Annotated in this window: 15 protein-coding genes; 6 read left to right on the plus strand and 9 right to left on the minus strand. The window is 70.1% G+C overall.

Annotated features, from left to right (window positions below):
- Positions 1-3: 3 nt before the first annotated feature.
- Positions 4-4,455: a FecR domain-containing protein gene (locus HS104_25635; protein MBE7483345.1), complete on the plus strand. Its 4,452-nt coding sequence runs from the start codon at positions 4-6 to the stop codon at positions 4,453-4,455.
- Between the two features lie 8 nt (positions 4,456-4,463).
- A complete protein-coding gene (locus tag HS104_25640) occupies positions 4,464-5,858 on the plus strand; it encodes a hypothetical protein (GenBank protein ID MBE7483346.1) in 1,395 nt (464 codons plus the stop codon).
- Positions 5,859-5,950: 92 nt separating this feature from the next.
- Here the strand turns inward: HS104_25640 and HS104_25645 are convergent, their stop codons facing one another.
- Positions 5,951-6,115 carry a DUF559 domain-containing protein gene (locus HS104_25645; protein MBE7483347.1) on the minus strand — a complete coding sequence of 55 codons (165 nt, stop codon included), beginning with the start codon at positions 6,113-6,115 and terminating at the stop codon, positions 5,951-5,953.
- A 265-nt stretch (positions 6,116-6,380) separates the two neighbouring features.
- Here HS104_25645 and HS104_25650 point away from each other — a divergent pair, with 265 nt between their 5' ends.
- Together HS104_25650 and HS104_25655 are read left to right on the plus strand one after the other, a co-directional pair.
- Positions 6,381-7,004: a hypothetical protein gene (locus tag HS104_25650; GenBank protein MBE7483348.1), complete on the plus strand. Its 624-nt coding sequence runs from the start codon at positions 6,381-6,383 to the stop codon at positions 7,002-7,004.
- A gap of 334 nt (positions 7,005-7,338) precedes the next feature.
- Positions 7,339-8,781 carry a beta-glucosidase gene (locus tag HS104_25655; protein MBE7483349.1) on the plus strand — a complete coding sequence of 481 codons (1,443 nt, stop codon included), beginning with the start codon at positions 7,339-7,341 and terminating at the stop codon, positions 8,779-8,781.
- A gap of 36 nt (positions 8,782-8,817) precedes the next feature.
- On the opposite strand, the gene HS104_25660 is transcribed toward HS104_25655, so the two are convergent.
- From HS104_25660 to HS104_25690, 7 genes are all read right to left on the minus strand, one after another.
- On the minus strand, positions 8,818-8,961 hold the full coding sequence (locus tag HS104_25660) for a hypothetical protein (GenBank protein MBE7483350.1): 144 nt from the start codon (positions 8,959-8,961) through the stop codon (positions 8,818-8,820).
- A 300-nt stretch (positions 8,962-9,261) separates the two neighbouring features.
- Positions 9,262-11,091, minus strand: a complete 1,830-nt coding sequence (locus HS104_25665) for a serine/threonine protein kinase (protein ID MBE7483351.1) — start codon at positions 11,089-11,091, stop codon at positions 9,262-9,264.
- A 571-nt stretch (positions 11,092-11,662) separates the two neighbouring features.
- A complete protein-coding gene (locus HS104_25670; protein ID MBE7483352.1) occupies positions 11,663-12,064 on the minus strand; it encodes a PIN domain-containing protein in 402 nt (133 codons plus the stop codon).
- On the minus strand, positions 12,061-12,312 hold the full coding sequence (locus HS104_25675; GenBank protein MBE7483353.1) for an antitoxin: 252 nt from the start codon (positions 12,310-12,312) through the stop codon (positions 12,061-12,063). Before HS104_25675 ends, HS104_25670 begins: the two co-directional genes overlap by 4 nt.
- A gap of 154 nt (positions 12,313-12,466) precedes the next feature.
- Positions 12,467-12,703, minus strand: a complete 237-nt coding sequence (locus HS104_25680) for a hypothetical protein (GenBank protein MBE7483354.1) — start codon at positions 12,701-12,703, stop codon at positions 12,467-12,469.
- An 87-nt stretch (positions 12,704-12,790) separates the two neighbouring features.
- Positions 12,791-14,908, minus strand: coding sequence for a hypothetical protein (locus tag HS104_25685; GenBank protein ID MBE7483355.1), 2,118 nt, complete (start codon positions 14,906-14,908; stop codon positions 12,791-12,793).
- Complete coding sequence (locus HS104_25690) at positions 14,905-15,390, minus strand: hypothetical protein (protein ID MBE7483356.1); 486 nt, start codon at positions 15,388-15,390, stop codon at positions 14,905-14,907. Before HS104_25690 ends, HS104_25685 begins: the two co-directional genes overlap by 4 nt.
- A gap of 297 nt (positions 15,391-15,687) precedes the next feature.
- Between HS104_25690 and HS104_25695 the strand changes: the two genes are divergently transcribed.
- Complete coding sequence (locus HS104_25695) at positions 15,688-17,061, plus strand: hypothetical protein (GenBank protein ID MBE7483357.1); 1,374 nt, start codon at positions 15,688-15,690, stop codon at positions 17,059-17,061.
- A gap of 71 nt (positions 17,062-17,132) precedes the next feature.
- Here the strand turns inward: HS104_25695 and HS104_25700 are convergent, their stop codons facing one another.
- A complete protein-coding gene (locus HS104_25700; GenBank protein ID MBE7483358.1) occupies positions 17,133-18,764 on the minus strand; it encodes a serine/threonine protein kinase in 1,632 nt (543 codons plus the stop codon).
- A gap of 64 nt (positions 18,765-18,828) precedes the next feature.
- On the opposite strand from HS104_25700, the gene HS104_25705 reads away from it, so the two are divergent.
- Complete coding sequence (locus HS104_25705) at positions 18,829-20,367, plus strand: GMC family oxidoreductase (GenBank protein MBE7483359.1); 1,539 nt, start codon at positions 18,829-18,831, stop codon at positions 20,365-20,367.
- The last annotated feature ends 34 nt before the right edge of the window (positions 20,368-20,401 follow it).

Consider the following 20,401-nt stretch of genomic DNA (forward strand, 5'->3'; position numbering starts at 1 on the left):
GCCATGACCGACGTGAACATCCAAGTCTCCTGCGCCGAGGTCGAGGAGCGCATGGCCGACATCCTGGACGGCTCGGCCCCCGAGCCTTTCTTCGATCACGTGGCCGAGTGCGATCGCTGCCGCGACGCCCGCTACGACGCCGAGAAGCACCTGGAGCTGGTCGCGGCGGCAGGCGCCGACTACGCGCCGCCCGCCGATCTCGAGACCCGCGTGCTCGCGGCGCTGGACAAGCAGGGCGGCAGCACGCCGGCGAGCGGTTTGCCGACTCCCGTCGCCGGCACGCCGGAGCCGGCGCGAAGCCCCACGAGCGGCGCGGCACCGATCGAGGCAAAGAGCGAAGCTCCCGCTCCCGCGACGGTCACCGCGACCTTGCCGAGCGCGCCGGCGCGGGAGAGCGCCCCGGCAGCCACCGAGCCGACCGTCGCCAAGACCGAGCCCATCCCCGCGGCCCCCGAGCCGACCGTCAGCAAGACCGAGGCGACTCCCGCAGCGACCCAGCCGACCGTCGCCAAGACCGAGCCGGGCGTGGACGCCGAGCCTCGCCCGGCGGGGCTCGAGCAGCGGCCCAACGTGGCGCTCCTGAAGCAGAGGTCGAACGCCGCCCGCTGGCTGGTGATCGGCGGCGTCGGCGCTGCGCTGGCGGCGGCCGCAGCGGCCGCGATCGTGATCAAGAGCAAGAAGGGCGGCTCGGGGAGCGAGCTCGCCGCCGAGGCGTGGCACGGCAACGTCGCCAAGCTCTCGGGCACGGGCCTCTCGGTCTGCGCTCCCGACGGCCAGAGCTGCGCGACGGCAGCAGCCCAGGGCGCGATCCCCGCCGGCTCGGTGCTCGTCACCGACGGCCACACCCGCGCACGCGTCACGCTGGCGGACGGCACGGAGCTGTCGCTGGACCGCGGCACGCGCGTGGCGCTCGGCAGCGACAAGGGGCGCCGCGCCAAGCTCGAGAGCGGCAACATCGTCGCCGACGTCGCCCACGTGGAGGGCAAGACCGCGCGCATCGATCTGCCCAAGGGCCACGTCGAGGTGCTCGGCACCAAGTTCTCGCTGAATACGAGCGACGACAGCGCCACGGTCAACGTCAGCCGCGGCACGGTCAAGCTGGCGGACGCCGAAGGCCGCGAGGTCACGGTGCGCGCCGGCGAGCAGGGCCGCTCCTACGCGGGCATGCCGCCGTTCGTCGGCAACGCCACGGCCCTCGGCGAGAGCATCGCCTGGAGCGAGTCGGCCATCGCGGAGGACGACCAGGAAGAGGTCGCGGTGCGCGGGCTCGGCGAGCTCAAGGCAAAGAAGCCCGGGGACAGCAGCGAGCGCGACAACGCGGTCGTGCTGACCTCGCACTCGGTGAAGGTGCGCATCGCCGGCGCCATGGCGCGTACCGAGGTGGACGAGGTCTTCACCAACAACACCGACGAGGTGCTCGAGGGCATCTACCGCTTCCCGGTGCCGCCGGACGCCAAGATCGAGCGCCTGGCGCTGGAGGTGGACGGCAAGCTGGAGGAGGGCGCCTTCGTCGATCGCGACCGCGCCGCCGCCATCTGGCGCGGCGCCATCGTCAACGCGGCCCCGCAGGTGCGCCAGCAGGTGCGCGAGGAGATCGTCTGGGTGCCCGGGCCCTGGCGCGACCCGGCGCTGCTCGAGTGGCAGCGCGGCGGTCGCTTCGAGCTGCGCATCTACCCGATCCCCAAGCGCGGCGCGCGACGCGTGATCCTCGCCTACACGCAGACCATCAAGCCCACCGGCGGCGTTCGCCGCTACAGCTACCCCATGGCGTACTCGCCCGGCGGCTCGACCAAGGTCGGCCGCTTCGACGTGGACGTGCAGGTGCGCGGCCACGACGAGGCCTTCGGCGTACGCGCGCAGGGCTACGAGCTTGCCAAGAGCAAGCAGAACGGTGCCGACCAGCTGGCGATGAACGCTTCCAGCTTCTCGCCCAGCGGCGACCTCACGGTGGAGTACGCGCTGCCGGAGCGTGACGCCGAGCTCACCGCCTGGGCCTACAAGCCGAGCGCGGACGAGGCCTCGAAGCTGAAGCAGAAGGCCGAGGCCAAGACGGCCGCGCCCAAGACCGACGACCACGCCATCCTGAAGGCGGCCCCGCCCGTGGCGGCCAAGCTCGGCGACGACGCGCCCTACGTGGCCGTCGCCCTCCGGCCCAAGCTGCCGCGGTCGCGGGAGGAAGGCCAGCGCACCTTCGCCATCGTCGTGGACAGCAGCCGCTCGATGTTCGGCGAGAGCTACAAGCGCGCGGTGAACGTCGCGACCAAGCTGGTGCGCGAGCTCGATCGCGGCGACAGCTTCACGCTGCTCGCCTGCGACACCGACTGCCGCACGATGCCGGGTGGGATGCAGATCCCGAGCGGGCAGACCGCGCTCGAGGCGCGGCGCTTCCTCGAGAGCATCGTGCCCGAGGGCGCCAGCGATCCTACCGTGGCGATCCGGGCCGCGCGCTCGGCCGCCAGCGCCGCGGCCAACAAGGATCTTCGCCTGGTCTACATCGGCGACGGCATGCCGACGGTCGGACCGATCCGCCCGGCCTACGTCACCCGCGCCATCGAGGAGGCGATGCCTCCGGGCACCGGCACCGTCACCACGGTGGCCATCGGCGCCGACTCCGACACCGACACGCTGGGCGCCATGGCCCGCGGCGGCGGCGGCGTGATGCTGCCGTTCGTGCCCGGCCAGACCACGGCCGAGGCCGTGTTCGCCGCGCTCAGCGCGACCTACGGCACCACGCTGCGCGACGTGGCGGTGGAGCTGCCGGCGGGCCTGGTCGAGGTCGCTCCGCGGCGCGTGGACACCATCGTGGCCGGCGGCGAGCAGGTCCTCGTGGCCCGCATGGAGAAGGCCGACATCGAGGGCAGCGTGGTGGTGCGCGGCAAGCTCGGCAAGGAAGGCTTCGAGCAGCGCTACCCGGTGCGCATCGTGGCGAGCGAAGCCAAAGGCAACTCGTTCGTGCCGCGGCTGTTCGCTGCGACTCGCATCACCGATCTGGAGCGCGAGCCGAGCGCCGACGCCAAGAAGGAGGCCATCCGGCTTTCGAGCGCCTTCGACGTGGCGAGCCGCTTCACGTCGCTCCTGGTCCTGGAGAGCGAGGCCATGTTCAAGGCCTTCGGCCTCGACAACACCCGTACCTCGCACCAGTGGACCGGCGAGGAGGTCGCCGCCGGCACCGTCGCCAAGGGCCAGCAGGAGCTCGAGGCCCCGGAGGACGACGCCTTCGACAAGGACTCGTCGGCACGGGCGAAGTCCCCGATGAAGTCCGGCGATCTGGGCTTCGACGGCGAGGCTTCGGGCGGCGGCGGCTTCGGCCAAGGAGCGCTCGGTGGCGCCACCGCGACGCCCAAGCCCGCGGCCAAGCCCTCCGGCCCTCCGCCCGCCGCGACCGCGCCCGCCGAGCCCATGCCCTTCGCCGAGGAGAAGGCCAAGAAGGAAGTCATGCGGGACGAGGCGCCGCGCTCCATGCGGCGTCCGCCCATTCGCCCCGGGGGCGGCCGCAACATGGTCCCGATGCGCCGCATCTGGGAGCGCAAGGGCAGCGTGCTCGAGGGCCGCATCACCGCCAAGGCGGCGACGCCCAGCGCCATCGGCAGGGCCGAGAGCGACTTGCAGACGAACACCAACAGCCGCGGCGCGCTGCGCAAGCTGTTCACCCTGTACGCCATCGCCGGCGACACCGAGCAGGCCCGCAGCCTGGCCGAGCGCTGGAGCGAGAAGGAGCCCCTGGATCCGGACGCGCTGACGGCCCGCGCCGACATCGCCGCCCGCAACGGCGATCGCGAAGCAGCCATCCGCATCCTGGGCAGCGTGGTGGACGTGCGGCCCGACGACATCCCGTCGCAGAAGCGCCTGGCGCGCCTGCACCGCTGGGCGGGGCGCCCCGCCGTCGGTTGCCGTCACTCGCTGGCGCTGGCGCAGCTCCGCTCGGGCGACGCCGCGCTCCTGGCCGAGGCCGCGAGCTGCGGGCGCCGCACCGGAGAGGCGCGCCTGGCCGACGAGATGCTCCAGGCCGCCGACGAAAAGGTGCGCAAGGCCGCCGAGGCTCAGCTCGGCAAGTTCGACAACATCAAGGACGAGCTCTCCGGCGATCTCCGCCTCGAGGCCAGCTGGTTCGGCGGCGACACCGACATCGACATCGCGCTGATCGACCCCGACGGCAACCGCGTGTCGTGGCTCGGCGCGCCCACCAAGGCCGTGATCAGCGCCGTGGACGTGGCCAGCACGCAGCGCGAGGGCCTGGCTCTGCGCGGCGCCAAGCCCGGCGAGTACGTGATCGAGGTGGTGCGGGGCTCGGGCTCGAGCCCGGTCCGCGGCGAGGTCGTCGTGAATGTCGCCGGCGCCCGCCGGGTGGTACCGTTCCTCCTGAACGGCAACCGCGAGACCGTCGGTATCGCCAAGATCGCCATGGAAAGTCGCCTGGTGCCTGTAAGCGGCGGCTGGCGTGGTGGTTGGGAGTGAAGGACATCATGCGAACGCGACACCTCTGGAGCATTCTGACCCTGGGTCTCTTGGTGGCTTGCGCCGGCGGCCGGCGCGACGCCGAGGTCGCCCGGGGCCCGGGTCAGGGCGGCGCTGGCGGCAACGTCATCGCCACCGACGGCGAGGAGCCCGGCGGCGAGGACCCCGAGTGGGGCATCGTCGGCGGAGCCGACCCCGCGTACCCGAGCGTGGTGCAGAAGGTCGTGGGCATGATCAACGACTCCGAGATCCAGAACGCCGTGCAGCGCCGGGGTCTCAACCTGGTCAACGTGATGTGGGAGGACACCGGCCGCGCCGAGGGTTCGTCCCTCGGGCCCAACATCTCCGACGTGACGCTCCAGGTGCGCTACCGCGACGGCGGAGCCGGTCAGGAGACCAGCGCGCTGATGCCGGTGATCCGCTTCCCGAACTTCAGCGATCGCACCGGCGACGTCCCGGCCGACAAGTTCTTCGTGCGCGTCGGCAACCACAAGAACAAGAAGAAGCTCGACACGGTGCCGCTCACCGACGTGCTCCGAGACCTCAAGAAGTTCGCCTCCAAACCCTGGAGCATCCAGGGCAGCGGCAACATGCTGGCCCCGCGGGACACGCACTTCTTGGTGAGCGCCCAGGCCGTCTTCCTGCCCATCCCCAAGAAGGGCAAGGCGGAGTTCAACCCGGCCGTCTTCAACTACCAGTCCGCCCCGGGCTCGCCCGCGGTCCTGACGCTCCTGGTCACGCGCCAGGGCACGAGCATGAAGGTGATCGAGAACCGCCCCGAGGAGTCCGCGTCCCAGGGCATCGGCCAGGAGCTCTACTTCAACAACGAGGGGATGCGCTCCGCCTTCACCGCCGAGCGCAAGAGCGACGTCGAGAAGCGCATCAAGGACCAGGGCGGACCGAAGACGCAGGACGACCGCTCGGCCCTGGCCAAAGGCGCCGACGTCCTCTTCCTGATCCAGATCCCGCTCAAGCACCGCCACCGCGGCCGTCTGGGCGGCGCCTTCGCCGACGGCGACGCCGAGATGGCGGCTCCCTCCGCGGCAGCCGGAGCCGGAGCGCCCGCCAAGAAGGCCGCATCCGCACCGATGGAAGAGGGCGCCAAGGACAAAAGCGACGTCGAGCAGGCCGTGCTCGGTCACGGCAAGGTCCGCGGCCCGTTCGAGGAAGGCGGCAACCTGCGCCTGGAGCGCGACCCGCAGTTCCCGATCCGCATCACCGTGCAGTTCTACAAAGCCACCAGCAACGGCGTCGCCGACGAGAAGGACCTCGACGCCATCGCCAAGAGCATCGGCAGCGTCTACGAGCACGCGGAGTTCGTGGGGTCCTTGGTGTTGCCGGAGGGTGACCGTCGGAGGCCGACCTCGTGGCAGAAGATCCCGAGGGAGTGGTTCCCCTGGTGAGAGAAGAGAAGTTGCGCCACGGACGCCACGACGCCACGGAAGAAGCAGAATTTCTTGGCTCAGAAGCAGAGCGCGCGCGAGCTAGTCGAGGCTCAGCCAGGCAGCGCCGCGCGCACCCGGTCGAGCGCCGCCTCGAGCGCCCCGAGCACGAGCTCCGCATCCAGACGGAGCACCCGGTAGCCGAGCCGGCGGAGCGCGCGCTCCCGCCGAGCATCGGCCCCGCGCCGCCTCTGGTGGTACCCACCGTCGACCTCGATGACGAGCTTCGCCGAAGGAACGACGAAATCTGCGCCGTACGCTCGACGTCAGGCGGAGGCGGCCCGCTGAGTGACGCGTTCAACGGCACCTTTCCGGTCAAGCTCGGCGCCGCCCCGGAATGCCCGTGACTGGAACGGCACGGTCGTTGCGTCCCTCGTCGCCATCATCCGGCGTGGCACAGGTTGCGCCAGCGCGGGTGCAGCATGAAACGAATCGGACGGGTGTCGGTCGGGTTGGCTCTGATCCTGGCTTGGGCGTGTGGCGATGGCGCCGCTGAAGACGGGGCTGGCTCCGGCGGTGGTGCGGCTGGAGCAGCCGCCGGCGGAACAGGCGCGACGACGAGCACCGGTGGCAACGGCCCGGGCGGGGCCTGAGGCTGTGAAAGCTGCCTGCTCGCTGATACGCTCCGTGATCCACGAGCTCTCGAAAATGACCGAACCCCAATGGTACTGGGCCGATCACGATGGGACGGCGAAATCCACGACCAAGGCGGTTCTCCTCACGTCGCTATCGCTCTCGGCGTTGCCACCGTTCGTGTTGGTTTGGCACACCGGGCTGAGCGAGTGGCTCCCCGCGTACCTCGTCAGCGACCTGGCGAAGTCTCTGGGAACCGAAGACCTGGAGCCCAGTGAGCTCGATCCGGCTTACACGGAGCCACCGCCCCCACCGTTGGAGTGGTACCACGAGTGTTTCGGCGGCCCGCCTCCGAACCCATTGTCGCAGCAGTCCGCGGGCATGTCCGAGACACGCAACATGAACATCGGCGCGAGCTTCGACCCGCATGAAATGCAGACCGTGGTCCGCCACGACAAGCCACTCCCCATTGGTGCGTTCACCCGCGTCGACGACTACCTCGCGCACATTCGGGAGCTCCGCGAAAAGCGCTGAAAGCCTCGGGCGGCCGTGCTGGGCTCCGGCGCTGCCTCCACGCAACGGGTTCTTGGCTCCGGACGCGTTCACGGAGGCGCGATGTTCAGGCGGTCGAAGATCGCCGTGCGCTGAGTCGCATTGTAGCCCGTGGTGCCGGCGCCGATTTCGATGGGCAAGTGCATTCGCGAGCTCGAACGAAACGCTGATGTGCGGTGGAGCGCCCCGCCTCCTCGGGCGCCCCGAGCACGAGCTCTGCATCCAGACGGAGCACCCGGTAGCCGAGCCGGCGGAGCGCATCGCGCAATCATCGCGCGCCGGCGCGAGGCTCACTGGGCATAGCCTGGGAGCTGCCATGGCCGAAGTCCTTGGGTTTCCGCCTTCGTTCGTGTTCGGAGCAGCGACTGCCGCCTACCAGATCGAGGGGGCGTGGGACGAGGAGGGCAAAGGGCCCTCCATCTGGGACGTCTTCACGCACACCCGCGGGCACATCAGTGATCGCAGTACCGGTGACGTGGCGAGCGACCACTTCCACCGCGTGGCCGAAGACGCGCGTCTGATCCGCGAGCTGGGGCTGGACGCCTACCGCTTCTCGGTCTCGTGGCCCAGGGTGGTGCCCGACGGACGTGGACCATCCAACTCTGCTGGCATCGCTTTCTACGACCGATTGGTGGATGCGCTGCTGGAGGCCGGCGTGACACCGTACGTGACGCTCTTCCACTGGGACCTTCCCGCGGCATTGCAGGAGCAGCTGGGCGGGTTCACCAATCGGGAGTGCGCCCGCCATTTCGCCGACTTTGCCGGGCGCGTGGCCCTGGCGCTGGGCGATCGCGTGAGTCATTTCATCACGCTGAACGAGCCGCAGATCTTCACGATGATGGGTCACGCCGCAGGAGTGCACGCACCGGGCTTGCGACGACCCTGGCTCTACCTGAAGGTCCTCCACAACCTGATGCTGGCCCACGGTCTGGCGGCTCAGGCGGTGAAGAGCGCGCGCCCGGAGGCGAAGGTCGGGATCACCCTCAACTTGATCCCGGTTCATCCGCGCGAGGACACCCCGTCGGATCGACTGGCGGCGGAGCTCGGTGACGCTCTGTTCAACAGGGTGTGTCTGGACCCGCTGTTTCGCGGTCGATACCCCGATCGGCTGCTCCACATACTCGGCCGGTTCTCGCCCGAGGTGCAGGCGGGCGACATGGAAACCATCGGGACCCAGCTGGACTTCCTCGGCATCAACAACTACTCGCGCATCCGCGCCTACCACGCCTGGTGGGTGCCGTTTCTCAGGATGTGGTTCAGCGGCTTGGACATCGCAGAGAAGGAGTACGAGCTCGACGGCGTGCAATACACGGCCGTAGGCTGGGAGGTCTATCCCGAGTCCATCTACCAGGTCCTGACCCGAGATCCCGCCGACTACGGCCACTTGCCTCTGTACGTCACCGAGAACGGAGCGGCGTTCGAGGACCGAGTCGAGGACGGCGCGGTGCACGACCGTAAGCGGGTGGCCTACCTGCAAGCCTATTTGCAGAAGGTGCAGCAGGCCATTTTGGCGGGGGCCGACGTGCGTGGCTACTTCGTGTGGTCGCTGCTGGACGACTTCGAGTGGTCCTCAGGCCTGAGCAAACGCTACGGACTGATCCACATCGACTACCGGACCCAGCACCGAATCATCAAGGACAGCGGGATCTGGTACCGTGATCTGATCGGGGCACAGGCCCACCGAGCGCATCGCACGCGGCCCATCCAGGAGTCGGGCGCGCCGAGCACGAGCTCCGCATCCAGCCGGAGCACTCGTTAGCCGAGCCGGTCGCTCGGTCGGCGAGGGCGCCCGCGCTCAGCGCAGCGCGCCCAGGAACGTCGCTCGACCTGGGTGGAGCAAGGTATGGGCGACGCAGCGCAGGTAGGTCCGCACACCGAACAGACGCACGATGAGCCCTGCGTGCAGGACCAGGTGCCGGGTGGTGATGACGCCGACCATCCGGAGCCCACCTATCGCGCTTCGGGAACCAAAGTCAAAATCCCGGTTGGGTACGCGTCCGCGCCTTCGACGAGCCGAAGCACCCGGTAGCCGAGCCGCCGGGCCGGGACCGCGTCCGCTCGTCGACCGCGTCGCCGCATCACGGCGCTCGCGCCAGCTCGATGTCGTTCGCCCTCCTGCCCCGGACGAAGACGGACCATCGAAGCACGGCCCCCGGCTGCGAAGGCTCGTCGGGGATGGGTGCGCGGGCGACGCCGCGCCCGTCGGTCATGGCTTCGAAGCGCGTGCCGATCGGGACGATCAGCGCATCGGCGCCGCCCCGTCCGCGGCGTGGCTCCTGTCGCGGAGCCGCGCGAGCGCCCGTTCGAGCTTCTCTTCGTCCTTGAAGCAGCAGACGCCTTTCCGGACCGTGCAGCTCGGCGGGCGAAGCTTCTCGAGCTCGCGCGCGGTCCGCTCGTCGCCCTCCTGGGCGGCGCGGTCGAATCGTTCGAACTTCCGCGTGCAGTTCATGCGCCGGATGTCGAGCGTGACGCGCAGAGCGGGTGAGGCGCGCTCCGCGCTCGGCGGCCGGAAGAGGATCTGCCCGGCGAGCTGACCCCCGCTCGAGCCTGGCTGTGCATCGAGCACGCGATACAGGACGTCGAGCCCGACAGGCCCTGCCCGATGGGTGAGATGGTCGAAGACTTTCCTGACCGACTCATCGTCGGGGTTCGCCCGTTCGAGCACCTCGGCAGTGCGCTTCTGAACCTCCGGGTCGTCCAGCGCCTTCGGATCGGCCTCCATCATGAGCAGCCAGGCGCGTGCGGCGTCGGCGGGCGCTTGATCACCAGCGGAGAGGAACTTGGCTTTGACGTCCTCCACCGGTGGGCGCGCGGAGGCGTCGCTTTCAGCGTCGGCCACCGATGCGGGGGGTGCGGGGATCGGCGCGGCTACCTCTCGGGCGGCGGAAGCCGAAACCGAAACCGAAGCCGAAGGCGAAGCGGGCCGAGGTTCGCGCATCGTGAGGTAGAGGCCGAACACGATCGCCACGAGGGCGATCGCGAGCCCAAGCGCGCCGAGGGCTCGGGGACGCTTCCAGCTCGAGACTGGCCTCGGTGCGTTTGGAGCCTCCCCCTCGGGCGGGGCGGCGACGCTCCGCTTGGGCAGACGCGCCGGAGGCCGGTAGGAGTCCTGGCGCTCGAGGAAGCCTGGCAGGCCTCGCATCGCGCCGGCGATGGCGGAGGCAGCAGCGGCCGCGTCCTGGTAGCGCTCCTCGGGCGCCTTGGCGAGCAGGCGCATCATCACCCACTCGAGGTCGGGTGACGCATCGCAATCGGGGTTCCTCTCGCGAAGCGGCGGCGGCGGGCTGGTGCGTTGGAGCTGAAACAGCTCGGCTGCTGGTAGGTTCACGTCGAAGGGGTGCTTCCCCGCCAGCATCTCGTACAGGATCACGCCGAGCGCGTAGAGATCCGAACGTTCGTCGACGTTCTTCATCCCCAGAAAAGCATCGGGGGCCATGTACGACACGCTGCCGAACACCACACCGGCCTGAGACGTCTCCCAACCCGGGCCCGAATCGCCCTGCGGCACCTGCGGAAGCTCCTCTACCGGCACCCGCGCGAAACCAAAGTCGATCAGCTTCACCAGATCGTCGGTGCCCTCGACGATCATCACGTTCATCGGCTTGAGGTCACGATGGATGATCCCGTGGCGGTGCGCTGCGGCCAGACCTTCGGCGATTTGCCGGGCAATGGAGGCGGCGCGCGCTGCCGGCAGCGGTCCGCGATTCATCAGCTCGCGCAGCGTTTCGCCAGGTACGTACTCCTGGACGAGAAAGTACGATTCTCCATCGAACTTCCCCAGGTCGCTCGCCACCGCGACGTTCGGATGTGAAATGTGAGCGCCGGCGACCGCTTCACGCTCGAAGCGCTCCACCAGCTCGGGGAAATTCTCGACCTCGGGATGCAAGATCTTGATCGCGACCTGCTTGTGCATGTGCAGGTGCGCGCCGCGGTAGACCGAGCCGAAGGAGCCGCTGGCGATGCGAGCGTCGATGCGGTAGCGGTCCGACAGCACCCGACCGATCATGTCGGGCCGCTCGGTGGGTGCCTTCGGCCGTGCGTCGCCGGGCTTCTCGTCAGGGGGCGGCATGAGAAGAGCGGTGCTCCAGCCTCCGAGGTAGGCAGGCGCCAGGATTGTAGCGACCGCCGAGCAAGAGGGGAAATTGGCTGCGAAACGGCCTCACGCATCCAGGTCGAGCGCCGTGCCGAGGCTCACCCGCTCCACGGCCCACGCCGTTACGGTGATCCCACCATCGACCTCGATGACGAGCCGCCGCTTCGCGTGGGCCAGTGCTCGAGCGCGTGGATTGCCAGCATCAACGCGACCGCCAGGAGCAGCAAGGGCTGCTGGAGCAGATAGAAGGCGGCTTTCCGACTCTTCCATCCGCGGGCGGCGTGCCCTGCCACCTCCGTCGCAACCATCCGTGCCTGCGCCTCCGGTACCCAGTGGTAGCCAGCAAGGCTCCGGTTGCGGCGTGAATCCGAGGCAGACTGTCGTGCCATGCAACACGTACTCCTCGCTGGCGCGGCGGTGCTCGTACTGCACGCCTGCACTGGGGCGCGGGAGGGCGGGTCTCGGCCCAGCCCACCGCTCACTCCGCGCCCTCACGGCGTGGCCGACGCGTCTTCGATGGGCACGACTCTCTCGCGCGCCCCTAGGGCTACCGAGCGCCCAGCACCATGCTCCCGATGCGTTGGATGGAGCGGAAATGCGCTTCAAAAGTGACCACCGCCGCGCCTTCGCGCGCGGCGACTGCCGCGATCCAAATGTCGTTCGTGGGTAGCGGCCTGCCGGCCTTGCGCAGCGCTGTGACGATGTCCGCGTAGACGCGAGACGCCGAGTCGTCGACGTCGAGGACCTCGACCACCGGGTTCCGGAGAAACGCCAAGAGCTCACTCTCGTTCTGTTGCGCCTTGCGGCCGAGCGCGAAGCCGGTCCGCAGCTCGCCGAGGACGACCGCGGGGACCCCCACCCACTCCGCGGAGTCGATCACTTCGACCGCGCTGGGCGTCCCGCGCTTGAAGTGGCTGTAGGCGGAGGTGTCGAGGCAGATCCTCGTCACCGCCACAGCTCCTCGTCGACCTTCTCGAACACCGCGGTGTCGCGCTCGAAGCGCGCCAGGTCCTCCTTCGACCAGGTCCCCGCGAGCTTACCGAGCGAATTCGATCTGCGTGCGACTCCCGTGAGCCCGAGGGCCTGCCGCAGGAGCTGCAGCACGGTCTGGTTCAAAGACGCGCCGCGTCGCCGCTTCTCACGCTCGAGAGCCTTGGCCAACGCCGGATCCACCTCGCGAATCGTCAATGCTTTCATTGTGTGCAGTCTATGACTGCACGACAGCATGCGCAAGCGCCCGCAGGCGTCGGCGAATGGAGCTCGGCGAACGGCTCCGCTGGCGCCGGGGCCCCTCCCCACTGTCATCCCGCCGCCGCGCTCATCGGTCACGGGCCCCGCCGAACGCCTGGGACTACTTCGCGCCGAACTCGTCTCGCGCGTACTGCTCGAGGTATCCGCACGATGAACAGCGGTAGGTCCCGATTGGGATCAGATCCTCTTCGGGCAACTTCGTGCGTGTCCAGAACGATTTCAGTGGCGCCCCCGGCGCCCACTGGCTGACCAGCCGCGCACCATACGTGTTGTCGAGCACGAAGCCCTGTTCCATTTCGCTCTCGCACTTCGGACACTGCAGAGGTGAGGTGGCCATTGAATGCTCCTTCGCTTGGCGGTCCCTTGGGATCGAGCCGACCGAACATAGCAGACCCGAGCGCGTGCGCCTCACCGTCGACCTCGCTCACGAGGCGGCGGTGCGACGACTCGATGTCCTGGAGGCGGCCAGCGTGCCCATTCCCAGGAGCGCGTAGCCCGCGACGGCCACCAGACAGAACACGCGCATGCCGAACAGCAGCGGCACGAACCACGCGAGCACCACGCCGACGATCGCGCCGGCGCTGTCGCAGGCGTAGATCGAGGGCAGCGCGCCGTCTCGGGCGGAGTCCAAGAGGAGCGGGAGCAGCGCCCCCGAGATGCAGGCGAGCAGCAGCGCGCTCGAGAACACGACGAGCGGTTGGGGTGAGAGCAGTACGGCCGTCGCGAAGGCTGCGGCGGCGCCCCCTACCGCCAAGAGCCCGCGGGCGGCGATGCGCTCGGCGAAGCGCGCGCCGACCGCGGCGGCGGAGAGAAACGCCATCGAGCCGAGGATCACGGCGTCCGCCAGGCTGAACAGGGCGCGCGCGAGCTGGAGAATGGCGGCGTTCTCCAGCACCACGAAGGCGGCGCCCAGGCCCGCGGCGATGGCCAGCCGGAGAGTCTGCCCCGGGGCGCCGGCAGCCCGACGTCGCTGGCGGCCGCCGAGGGCGAGAACGACCGCGACGACGAGGCCGACGGAGAGCGCGCCGCTCACGAGCCCCCAGTGCGAGAGCGTCCGGCGAGGGGTGTACACCGTCACCCAGCTCGCACCGAGGTCGTCGCTGGGCAGCGGCTCGCCGCTGGAGGGGCCGAGCTCGCGGAGGCCGCGGGCCGCAGCGACGGCCACGCTCGCGTCGAGGGCCTGCGCGTCGGCGGGACGCGTCGCCACGACGATGCGGTAGTCGGCGCTCTCGAAGCCGCGGGCCACGAGGCCCAGGCGGACCAGCGTCGTCAGCGTGCGGCGGCTCATTTGCAGATCCGGATCGGCGTAGGACGCAAACGCCGTCGCGAGCACACCACCGGGCGCGAGGCGCGCGAGATAGTCGCGGTACGCCTGCTCGGTGTGGATGAAGTTCAGATCCAGCGCTTGGGCACGGTAGTACCCGAGCACGGTCCCGACCTCCGGCAGGTAGATGCCGTCGTAGGCGCGCGGCGAGGCGAGCACGCCCGCGCGACCCTCGACGGCCAGCGCGTGGACCCGTGGGTCGAGGAAGGCGCGACGGTTCGCTTCGGGTCGCTCGCGAAGAAAGTAGCTCACCACCGTCTGGTTGATCTCGAAGGCGTCGATCTCGAGATCCGGCCGCGCGCGCAGGGCGCTTTGCACTTGGCGCCCCCCGCCGACGCCGACGATGGCGAGCCGCGCGTTCTTCGGCAGCGCCGCGAACACCACGTCGTCTTCGCTCAGCGGTTTGCCTTCGGCCAGCGGGACCGTCCAGTAGACGAGGTTGTCGTAGGCGCCGTAGCTCGTGCTCTCGTCTTCGATCATCTGCGTGTAGGCGTGCGCGTTCCACTCGGCGCGACCGAGCCGCGCGCCCTGGTCGAGCAGCGCTCGGGCGGTGTGGGGCCAGGCCGGCGAGAGCGCCGCGACGAAGCGCGGGTCGAGCCCGAGCGCCGCGCTCGTGAGCGCGAGGAGCACGAAGCCCAACGCCACTCGCGTGCCCAGGCGCGGAAAGGCGACCTGGCTAGCCATGGCCACGACCAAGAGGTACAGGCCGAGAGCGCCGAGCCAGGGCAGAAGCGCGTAGCCGAGCGCGAGCCCCAGGACCGCACCGCCGAGCACGACACCATACGCGCCACCGTAGCCGGACGGCCGAGCGCGACCCTGACTCAGGAGCAGGTACTCGATCACGCCGCTCCACAGGGCAAAAGGCGCCAGCACCAGGCCCGCCGCGGCGACCACGCCACCCAGCGCCGCGAGCGGGAAGCCACGGCTGAGCCATGGCGGCTCCAGCGTGGGCGCGACGTAGCGCAACAGCGAGAGCGCGAGCAGCGTGAGGCAGGTGACCAGGAAGTAGCCCTGGAGCGCACGGCGCCTCGCCTCGGGGGCATCGAACCAGCGCGCACCGATCAACACGCCGAGCGGGTGTGCGACCAGGAACAGGGAGAGAACCAGGTTCAGTGGCGCGACGAAGAGCGAGATCAGCTTGAACGCGACGAACGTGCCCAGCGACAGCGACGTCGCAGCGAGCACGCGATCTCGAGCGCCGAACTCCCCGTCGCTCACCGTTCCCCCCTCCAGTCTCGAAGAGCGGCGGAAGGCGAACGCGGCGCGCTGGCTCGCCGCAGGGTTTCGACCAACGCTTGGGCAAGGCGCAGAAAGTCCGGCGGCATCTGGCCGCGGCCCTCGTACCAGACGTTCAGGTCGGCGAAGGCGATTGGGCCGGGGGGCTCGCCGGCGTCGATGGGCGCGAAGCCGATCACGAGCGGGGGGCCGCCGTCGAGAGAGAGCTCGATGCGCACCGAGCGCGGGCGGAGCTCGATCGAGGCGATCCGCGCGCCGGCGAGCTCCGCTCCGACCTCGAGCGGGCCGAGCTTGGGAGAGCTCGCCGAATTCGATGCGGTCGGAGCGATGCTCGGTCCCGGGGCGGCCGGCGCCGTCCCGCGCGGCGGCGCGCTCAGCGCGATCACCCCAGCCGCTCCGCTAAAGAGCACGAGGCCCGCGACCAGTGCGGGCAGCTCGGGATGACCGCGGAGCTTCACGGGCACCGCTTCACCTCACGGGCCAGCTCCCCGCCGACATCAGCTGCTGCGCCGCGTCTCATCCGGGAAACGGAGTGGCTCGGGCACACGCGCAGAATCATCATTCATCCATCGGTTGTAGCGAGCCAACACGCGAGCATGTTCGGGGGTCATCGGGTCGCCCGAGCGTAGCGCGAAACGGGCCGAGCTCGCCCATGGCTGCGACCGCCGACCCGCTGATCGACCCCGATCGCCCGCGGCCAAGACCACCGGCATGAACTGCGCGAGGTGACCGCACCAGGAATGAGGTAGGGTCCCGCCCGCATGCGGATGCCCGACAGCCTGGCGGCGCTCTTCGACTACGGAGTCATCGACGACGTGGTTCGACCGCTCATGAGCGGCAAGGAAGCTCAGGTGTACCTGGTCGTGGCCGGGGGCCGCTACGCGGTGGCCAAGATCTACAAGGACGCGCATCACCGCTCCTTCAAGCAGCGCGCCGCGTACACCGAGGGGCGCGGGGTCCGGAACAGCCGCGATCAGCGCGCGATCGCCAACCGCTCCAGACACGGTCGAGAGAAGGACGAGGCCGCCTGGCGCTCGACCGAGGTGGACATGATTCACCGTCTCCACGCGGCGGGCGTCCGCGTTCCCGTGCCCTACCATTTCATCGAGGGCGTCCTCTTGATGGAGCTCGTCACCGACGCCGAAGGAAGGCCCGCCCCGCGCCTGGGCGATCTTTCGTTCGATGCCGTGTCGGCTCGAGCGATGTACGACCGCCTCATCCGAGCGGCCGTCCAGATGCTCTGTGCGGGCGTCGTTCACGGCGACCTCTCCGAGTTCAACGTGCTCGTCGGCGCGGATGGTCCGGTGGTCATCGACTTTCCGCAGTCGATCGACACCGCGCACAACACCAATGCGCGGAGGCTCTTGATCCGTGACGTCGACAACCTCCACCGCTTCCTCGCGCGCCACGTCCCGTCCGCGCGTCGCCTGCCGTATGCCGAGGAGATGTGGAGCCTCCACGAACGCAACCTGCTGACACCCGACACGCTGCTCCGCGGCGACTTCCGCGCGGTGGAACGTCGCGCGAACACCGCGTCGGTGCTCGCCCTCATCGATGACGCAAACCGCGACGAGCGAAGGCGACGCGACGCGCTCGGCCTCCGCGGCGGACCCGCACAGCCCACACACCGATCACACGGCGGCGGCGGACCGAGCCGTGACCCGCACGGCCGTGGGCCGCGCGCGGCCGCGCCGCAACGAGGCCGAGGGGATGCTCCCAAGAAGGACGCGCCCGTCTATCAGGGGCTTCGCGATGAAGGCCTGAAGTTCTTTCGGCACCTCCGCGATCCGCAGCCGCCCGGCGCGGCTCGGAGCGGGAAGCATCCTCAGGGGCAACGGCCTCGAGGGCAGCAGCCGGAGGAACAGCGGGCGCCGGGACAGCATCGCCAGCCGGAACGGCCGCCGGGGCAGCGGCCGCATGGCCAGCGAGGGCAAGGGCCGCACTCCCAGGGGCAGCGTCCCCAACCGCAACCCGCGCAGCAACGACGTCCACAGACGCAACACCCCCAGGTGCAACGTCCGCAGGCGCAGGTGCCGCAGGGCCAGCATCCCCAAGGACAGCGGCCGCGAGAACAGCAGCCTCGGGCGCAGAGCTCGCGAGGCCGGCGTCCGCATCGGCAGAGGCCCCCGCGATGACTGTCCTGACCGTGAAGGAGTGAGCCAATGACCCCCGGCCCAGGCGGCTGCGCTCCGGCGGGCGGGACGCCTCACCCGGCCGCGTCGCGCTCGTCGAGGTCGACCTGCACCACGGTCGGCGAGTCGGAGGATGCGTCGCGCTGGGAAGGGACCGAACGGCTCGCGACATGCTCGGCCCACCAGGACTTGGCGCGCTCTTGGGTCCAAGCCGGGACCTCACACGCGACCAAAGCGTCCCGGAAGGCGCGGGCTGACTGCAGCCGCTCTTCGGGTTTCTTCGCCAAGCACGCGAGGAGAACGCGATCGAGCTCCGGCGGCACGGCGCTGCCGGCCTTGCTGGAGGGTGCCGGCGGCTGGTCGTGGAGGTGCTTGGTGCACACCTCGAGCACCGAGCTGCCGCTGAAGATCGGTTCGCCGGTGAGCAAGAAGCAACCGACCGCCGCCAACGCATACACGTCCGCTCGAGCATCCACGGTGTCCGGCGAGAGCATCGCCTCGGGCGCCATGTAGAGCGGCGTGCCCAGGATCGCGTTCGCCGAGCTCAGCTCCGGCTCGCTCTGGGTATTGACGTCCTTCACCAGCCCGAAGTCGACCACCTTGGCCGTGTCGGCGATGCCGCCGCGTTCGCACAGGATGATGTTGGCCGGCTTGATGTCCCGGTGCACGAGACCTGCGCCATGAGCCTCCTCGAGGGAGCCACAGACCTGGGCGAGCACGTGGACGACGCGCTCCGGGGGTTGCGGCCCACACCTATCCACGAGCTCCTGGAGATCGAGCCCGTCGAGCAACTCCATCGCGTAGTAGAAGACCCCGTCCGGCGTGTGGCCGTAGTCGTAGATCGCCACCGTGTTGGGGTGCGTGAGCCGGCTGGTCTGCTGGACCTCGCGCTCGAAGCGCGACAGCGCGTGCTCGCCGGCCTTGCTCGCCGATAACAGCTTGATGGCCGTCGGCCGACGAAGCAGCGCGTGCCTGGCGCGGTAGACCGCTCCCATGCCGCCTTCGCCGATCTTGTCGTCGAGCACGTACTGCCCGAGCTGCTCCGCCCTGGCGGCCTGCTTCCGCAGACCGTAGATGACGTGCGTCGCGAGCGTGGCCGTGAAGGTCGCCGCTCCACACCAGATGCCGAGCATGACGGGGAGGGCGTAGCTCGGGATCTTCGGATCCGCGGTGAGACCGACCACGTACGCGACCACCAGCACGGGGAGGCAGCTCGCCGCGCTGATCGCCGCGGTCACCTTCGGCCGGCTCGGCACGAGGGTGGCGCGCAACATCAAGACGAGAACGGCGATCAGCGTCACCAGCAGATCGTTGCGATCGCGCTGCAGGCCTCGAGACGAGATTGCCATCGCGGCGTAACCCACCATCGGAAAGAGCGTCGCGCCGAGGTCGAGCCACGTGAGGTGGGCGCGTTCGAGGCGGCCGCGCCGCGCGACCAGCCAGATGGCCAGCGCGCAGAGCACCGCGGCGAGGTGGAAGAGGTTGGGGAGACCGAACAGCGAGCGAGGGACCGGCCTGGCGGGAAGCACGGCCAGCGCAATCACGATGCCCGTGGTGAGAAACGCCAGCGAGATGAGCGCCTGGATCCGCGCGAACATCGCCACCCGCCGCTGCAACAACGCTCGACCGGGCTCGCTGCCGAACGGCGCCGCGGCGAGCGGGGGCGAGTCGAGGCTGGCGCGGCTCGCGGTCGGAGGCGGGGACACGGGGAGCCGAGTATAGGCCGAGATCACCCTCGTCGCGGGGCGCCAGCCGTTGCAGCATGGGGCGATGGGCGAGAGCGGCAAGGCGAGCAAAGGCGAGCGCGTCTCGCGTCGCTCGCTGGTGACCGGAGGCGCCGCTCTCCTCGGCCTGGGGGCGCTCTGGCGTGCGGGGCAGTGGGCGCGCCGGCGCGAAGCACCCGTGGTGGTCGTCGGGGCCGGCGCCAGCGCGGTCGCCGCGGCCAAGGCGCTCCTCGACGCCCGCGTCCCGGTGATGATGCTGTCCACCGGCCCGGTGTTCCCGCGGGAGCCAACGGACGACCCGCTGATCGAGCCGCCCGGCGAAGCGCTCGAGCTGCCCGCAAGCAAGCCGTTCGTCTGGAGCCGGTTCCGCCACGTCGGCGGGCGCACCACCGCCTGGGGCGGCGGCTCGTTGCGCTTCAGCGCACAGGACTTTGTGGACGGGCGAGAGCTCGGCCCGGAGCACGTTTGGCCCGTCGGTTACGACGAGCTCGCCCCGCACTACGCCGCCATGGAGCGGCTGCTGGAGGTCACCGGTAGCGCCGCTGGCCTGGTGGAGTGCCCGGACGGGCAGTTCGTGCGCAGCGCGGGGACGCCAGCGCTCTTGCAGCGTTTCGGTGAAGCCTTCGCCCGAGCCGGCGCTCCCATCACCGAGCTCCGGGCCAGCCGCTCCACGGCCCTCGGCGGCCGCCCTTTCGCCGCCGACGTGTTCATTCGACGAGCGCTGACGGCGAGCCCGCTCTTCTCGCTGCGCGCGCGCTCGATGGCGCTGCGCGTGGAGACCGACGCCGGGACCAACCGCGTGAGCGGAGTCACCTACCTGAACGAGCGCACCGGCGCAGAGGTCACGCAGCCGGCGCGGGCGGTCGTGCTGGCCGCCGGGACCCTGGACTCGACGCGGGTGCTGCTCGCGTCGTCGAGCCAGCGCTACCCGAACGGGCTCGGCAACGCCTCGGGCACGCTGGGCTGCTACCTGATGGACCACCCGATGGTGGAGCTCTCGCTCGCCTTCGAGGAGCCGCCGGCCGAGCTCACGGGGCACCCGGCAGGCGAGGGCGTGGGGCTCGTCCCGCGCTTCAATCGCCGCGCGTTCGAAAACCCGCCGGGCCTACGCGGCGGCTTTCAATACGTGGCGCTGCGCGGCGAAGAGCCCACGCTCGAGCTCTGGGGGCTCGCCGAAGCCACGCCGCGACGGGACAATCGCCTCAGTCTGACGGGTGCGAAGAGCCCGCAAGGGGTTTCGCTCTTGCGCGCCGACTACCAGCGATCCGAGAGCGACCAGGCGCTCGCCCGCCGCATGGTGGAGGTCGCGCTCGAGCTCGTGACGGCGACCGTCGGGAAGTGCCGCCTGGCGCGGGTGACGCACAAGCTCCCGGGCGAGGCCATCCACGAGGTCGGCACCTGCCGCATGGGGGCCGACCCGCGGAGCAGCATGCTGGACGGTTTCTGCCGGAGCCACGAGGTCCGCGGGCTCCTGGTGGTAGACGGCTCGGTGTTTCCGACGCACCCCGAGAAGAACCCGACGCTGACGCTGATGGCCCTCGCCCACCGCGCCGGTGCGCAGCTCGCCGTCGATCTGCGCGCGTGAGCGCCCCCTGTGGGGCTCCGCCATCAGCTGTCGC

Source organism: Polyangiaceae bacterium, assembly GCA_015075635.1.
Classification (GTDB): domain Bacteria; phylum Myxococcota_A; class Polyangia; order Polyangiales; family Polyangiaceae; genus JADJKB01.

What these genes read in the sequence shown, in the direction of transcription:
- HS104_25635 (MBE7483345.1), top strand. Translation starts at nt 4, where the DNA reads ATGACCGACGTGAACATCCAAGTCTCCTGCGCCGAGGTCGAGGAGCGC.
- HS104_25640 (MBE7483346.1), top strand. Translation starts at nt 4,464, where the DNA reads ATGCGAACGCGACACCTCTGGAGCATTCTGACCCTGGGTCTCTTGGTG.
- HS104_25650 (MBE7483348.1), top strand. Translation starts at nt 6,381, where the DNA reads ATGGCGCCGCTGAAGACGGGGCTGGCTCCGGCGGTGGTGCGGCTGGAG.
- HS104_25655 (MBE7483349.1), top strand. Translation starts at nt 7,339, where the DNA reads ATGGCCGAAGTCCTTGGGTTTCCGCCTTCGTTCGTGTTCGGAGCAGCG.
- HS104_25660 (MBE7483350.1), bottom strand. Translation starts at nt 8,961, where the DNA reads ATGGTCGGCGTCATCACCACCCGGCACCTGGTCCTGCACGCAGGGCTC.
- HS104_25665 (MBE7483351.1), bottom strand. Translation starts at nt 11,091, where the DNA reads ATGCCGCCCCCTGACGAGAAGCCCGGCGACGCACGGCCGAAGGCACCC.
- HS104_25675 (MBE7483353.1), bottom strand. Translation starts at nt 12,312, where the DNA reads ATGAAAGCATTGACGATTCGCGAGGTGGATCCGGCGTTGGCCAAGGCT.
- HS104_25680 (MBE7483354.1), bottom strand. Translation starts at nt 12,703, where the DNA reads ATGGCCACCTCACCTCTGCAGTGTCCGAAGTGCGAGAGCGAAATGGAA.
- HS104_25695 (MBE7483357.1), top strand. Translation starts at nt 15,688, where the DNA reads ATGCGGATGCCCGACAGCCTGGCGGCGCTCTTCGACTACGGAGTCATC.
- HS104_25705 (MBE7483359.1), top strand. Translation starts at nt 18,829, where the DNA reads ATGGGCGAGAGCGGCAAGGCGAGCAAAGGCGAGCGCGTCTCGCGTCGC.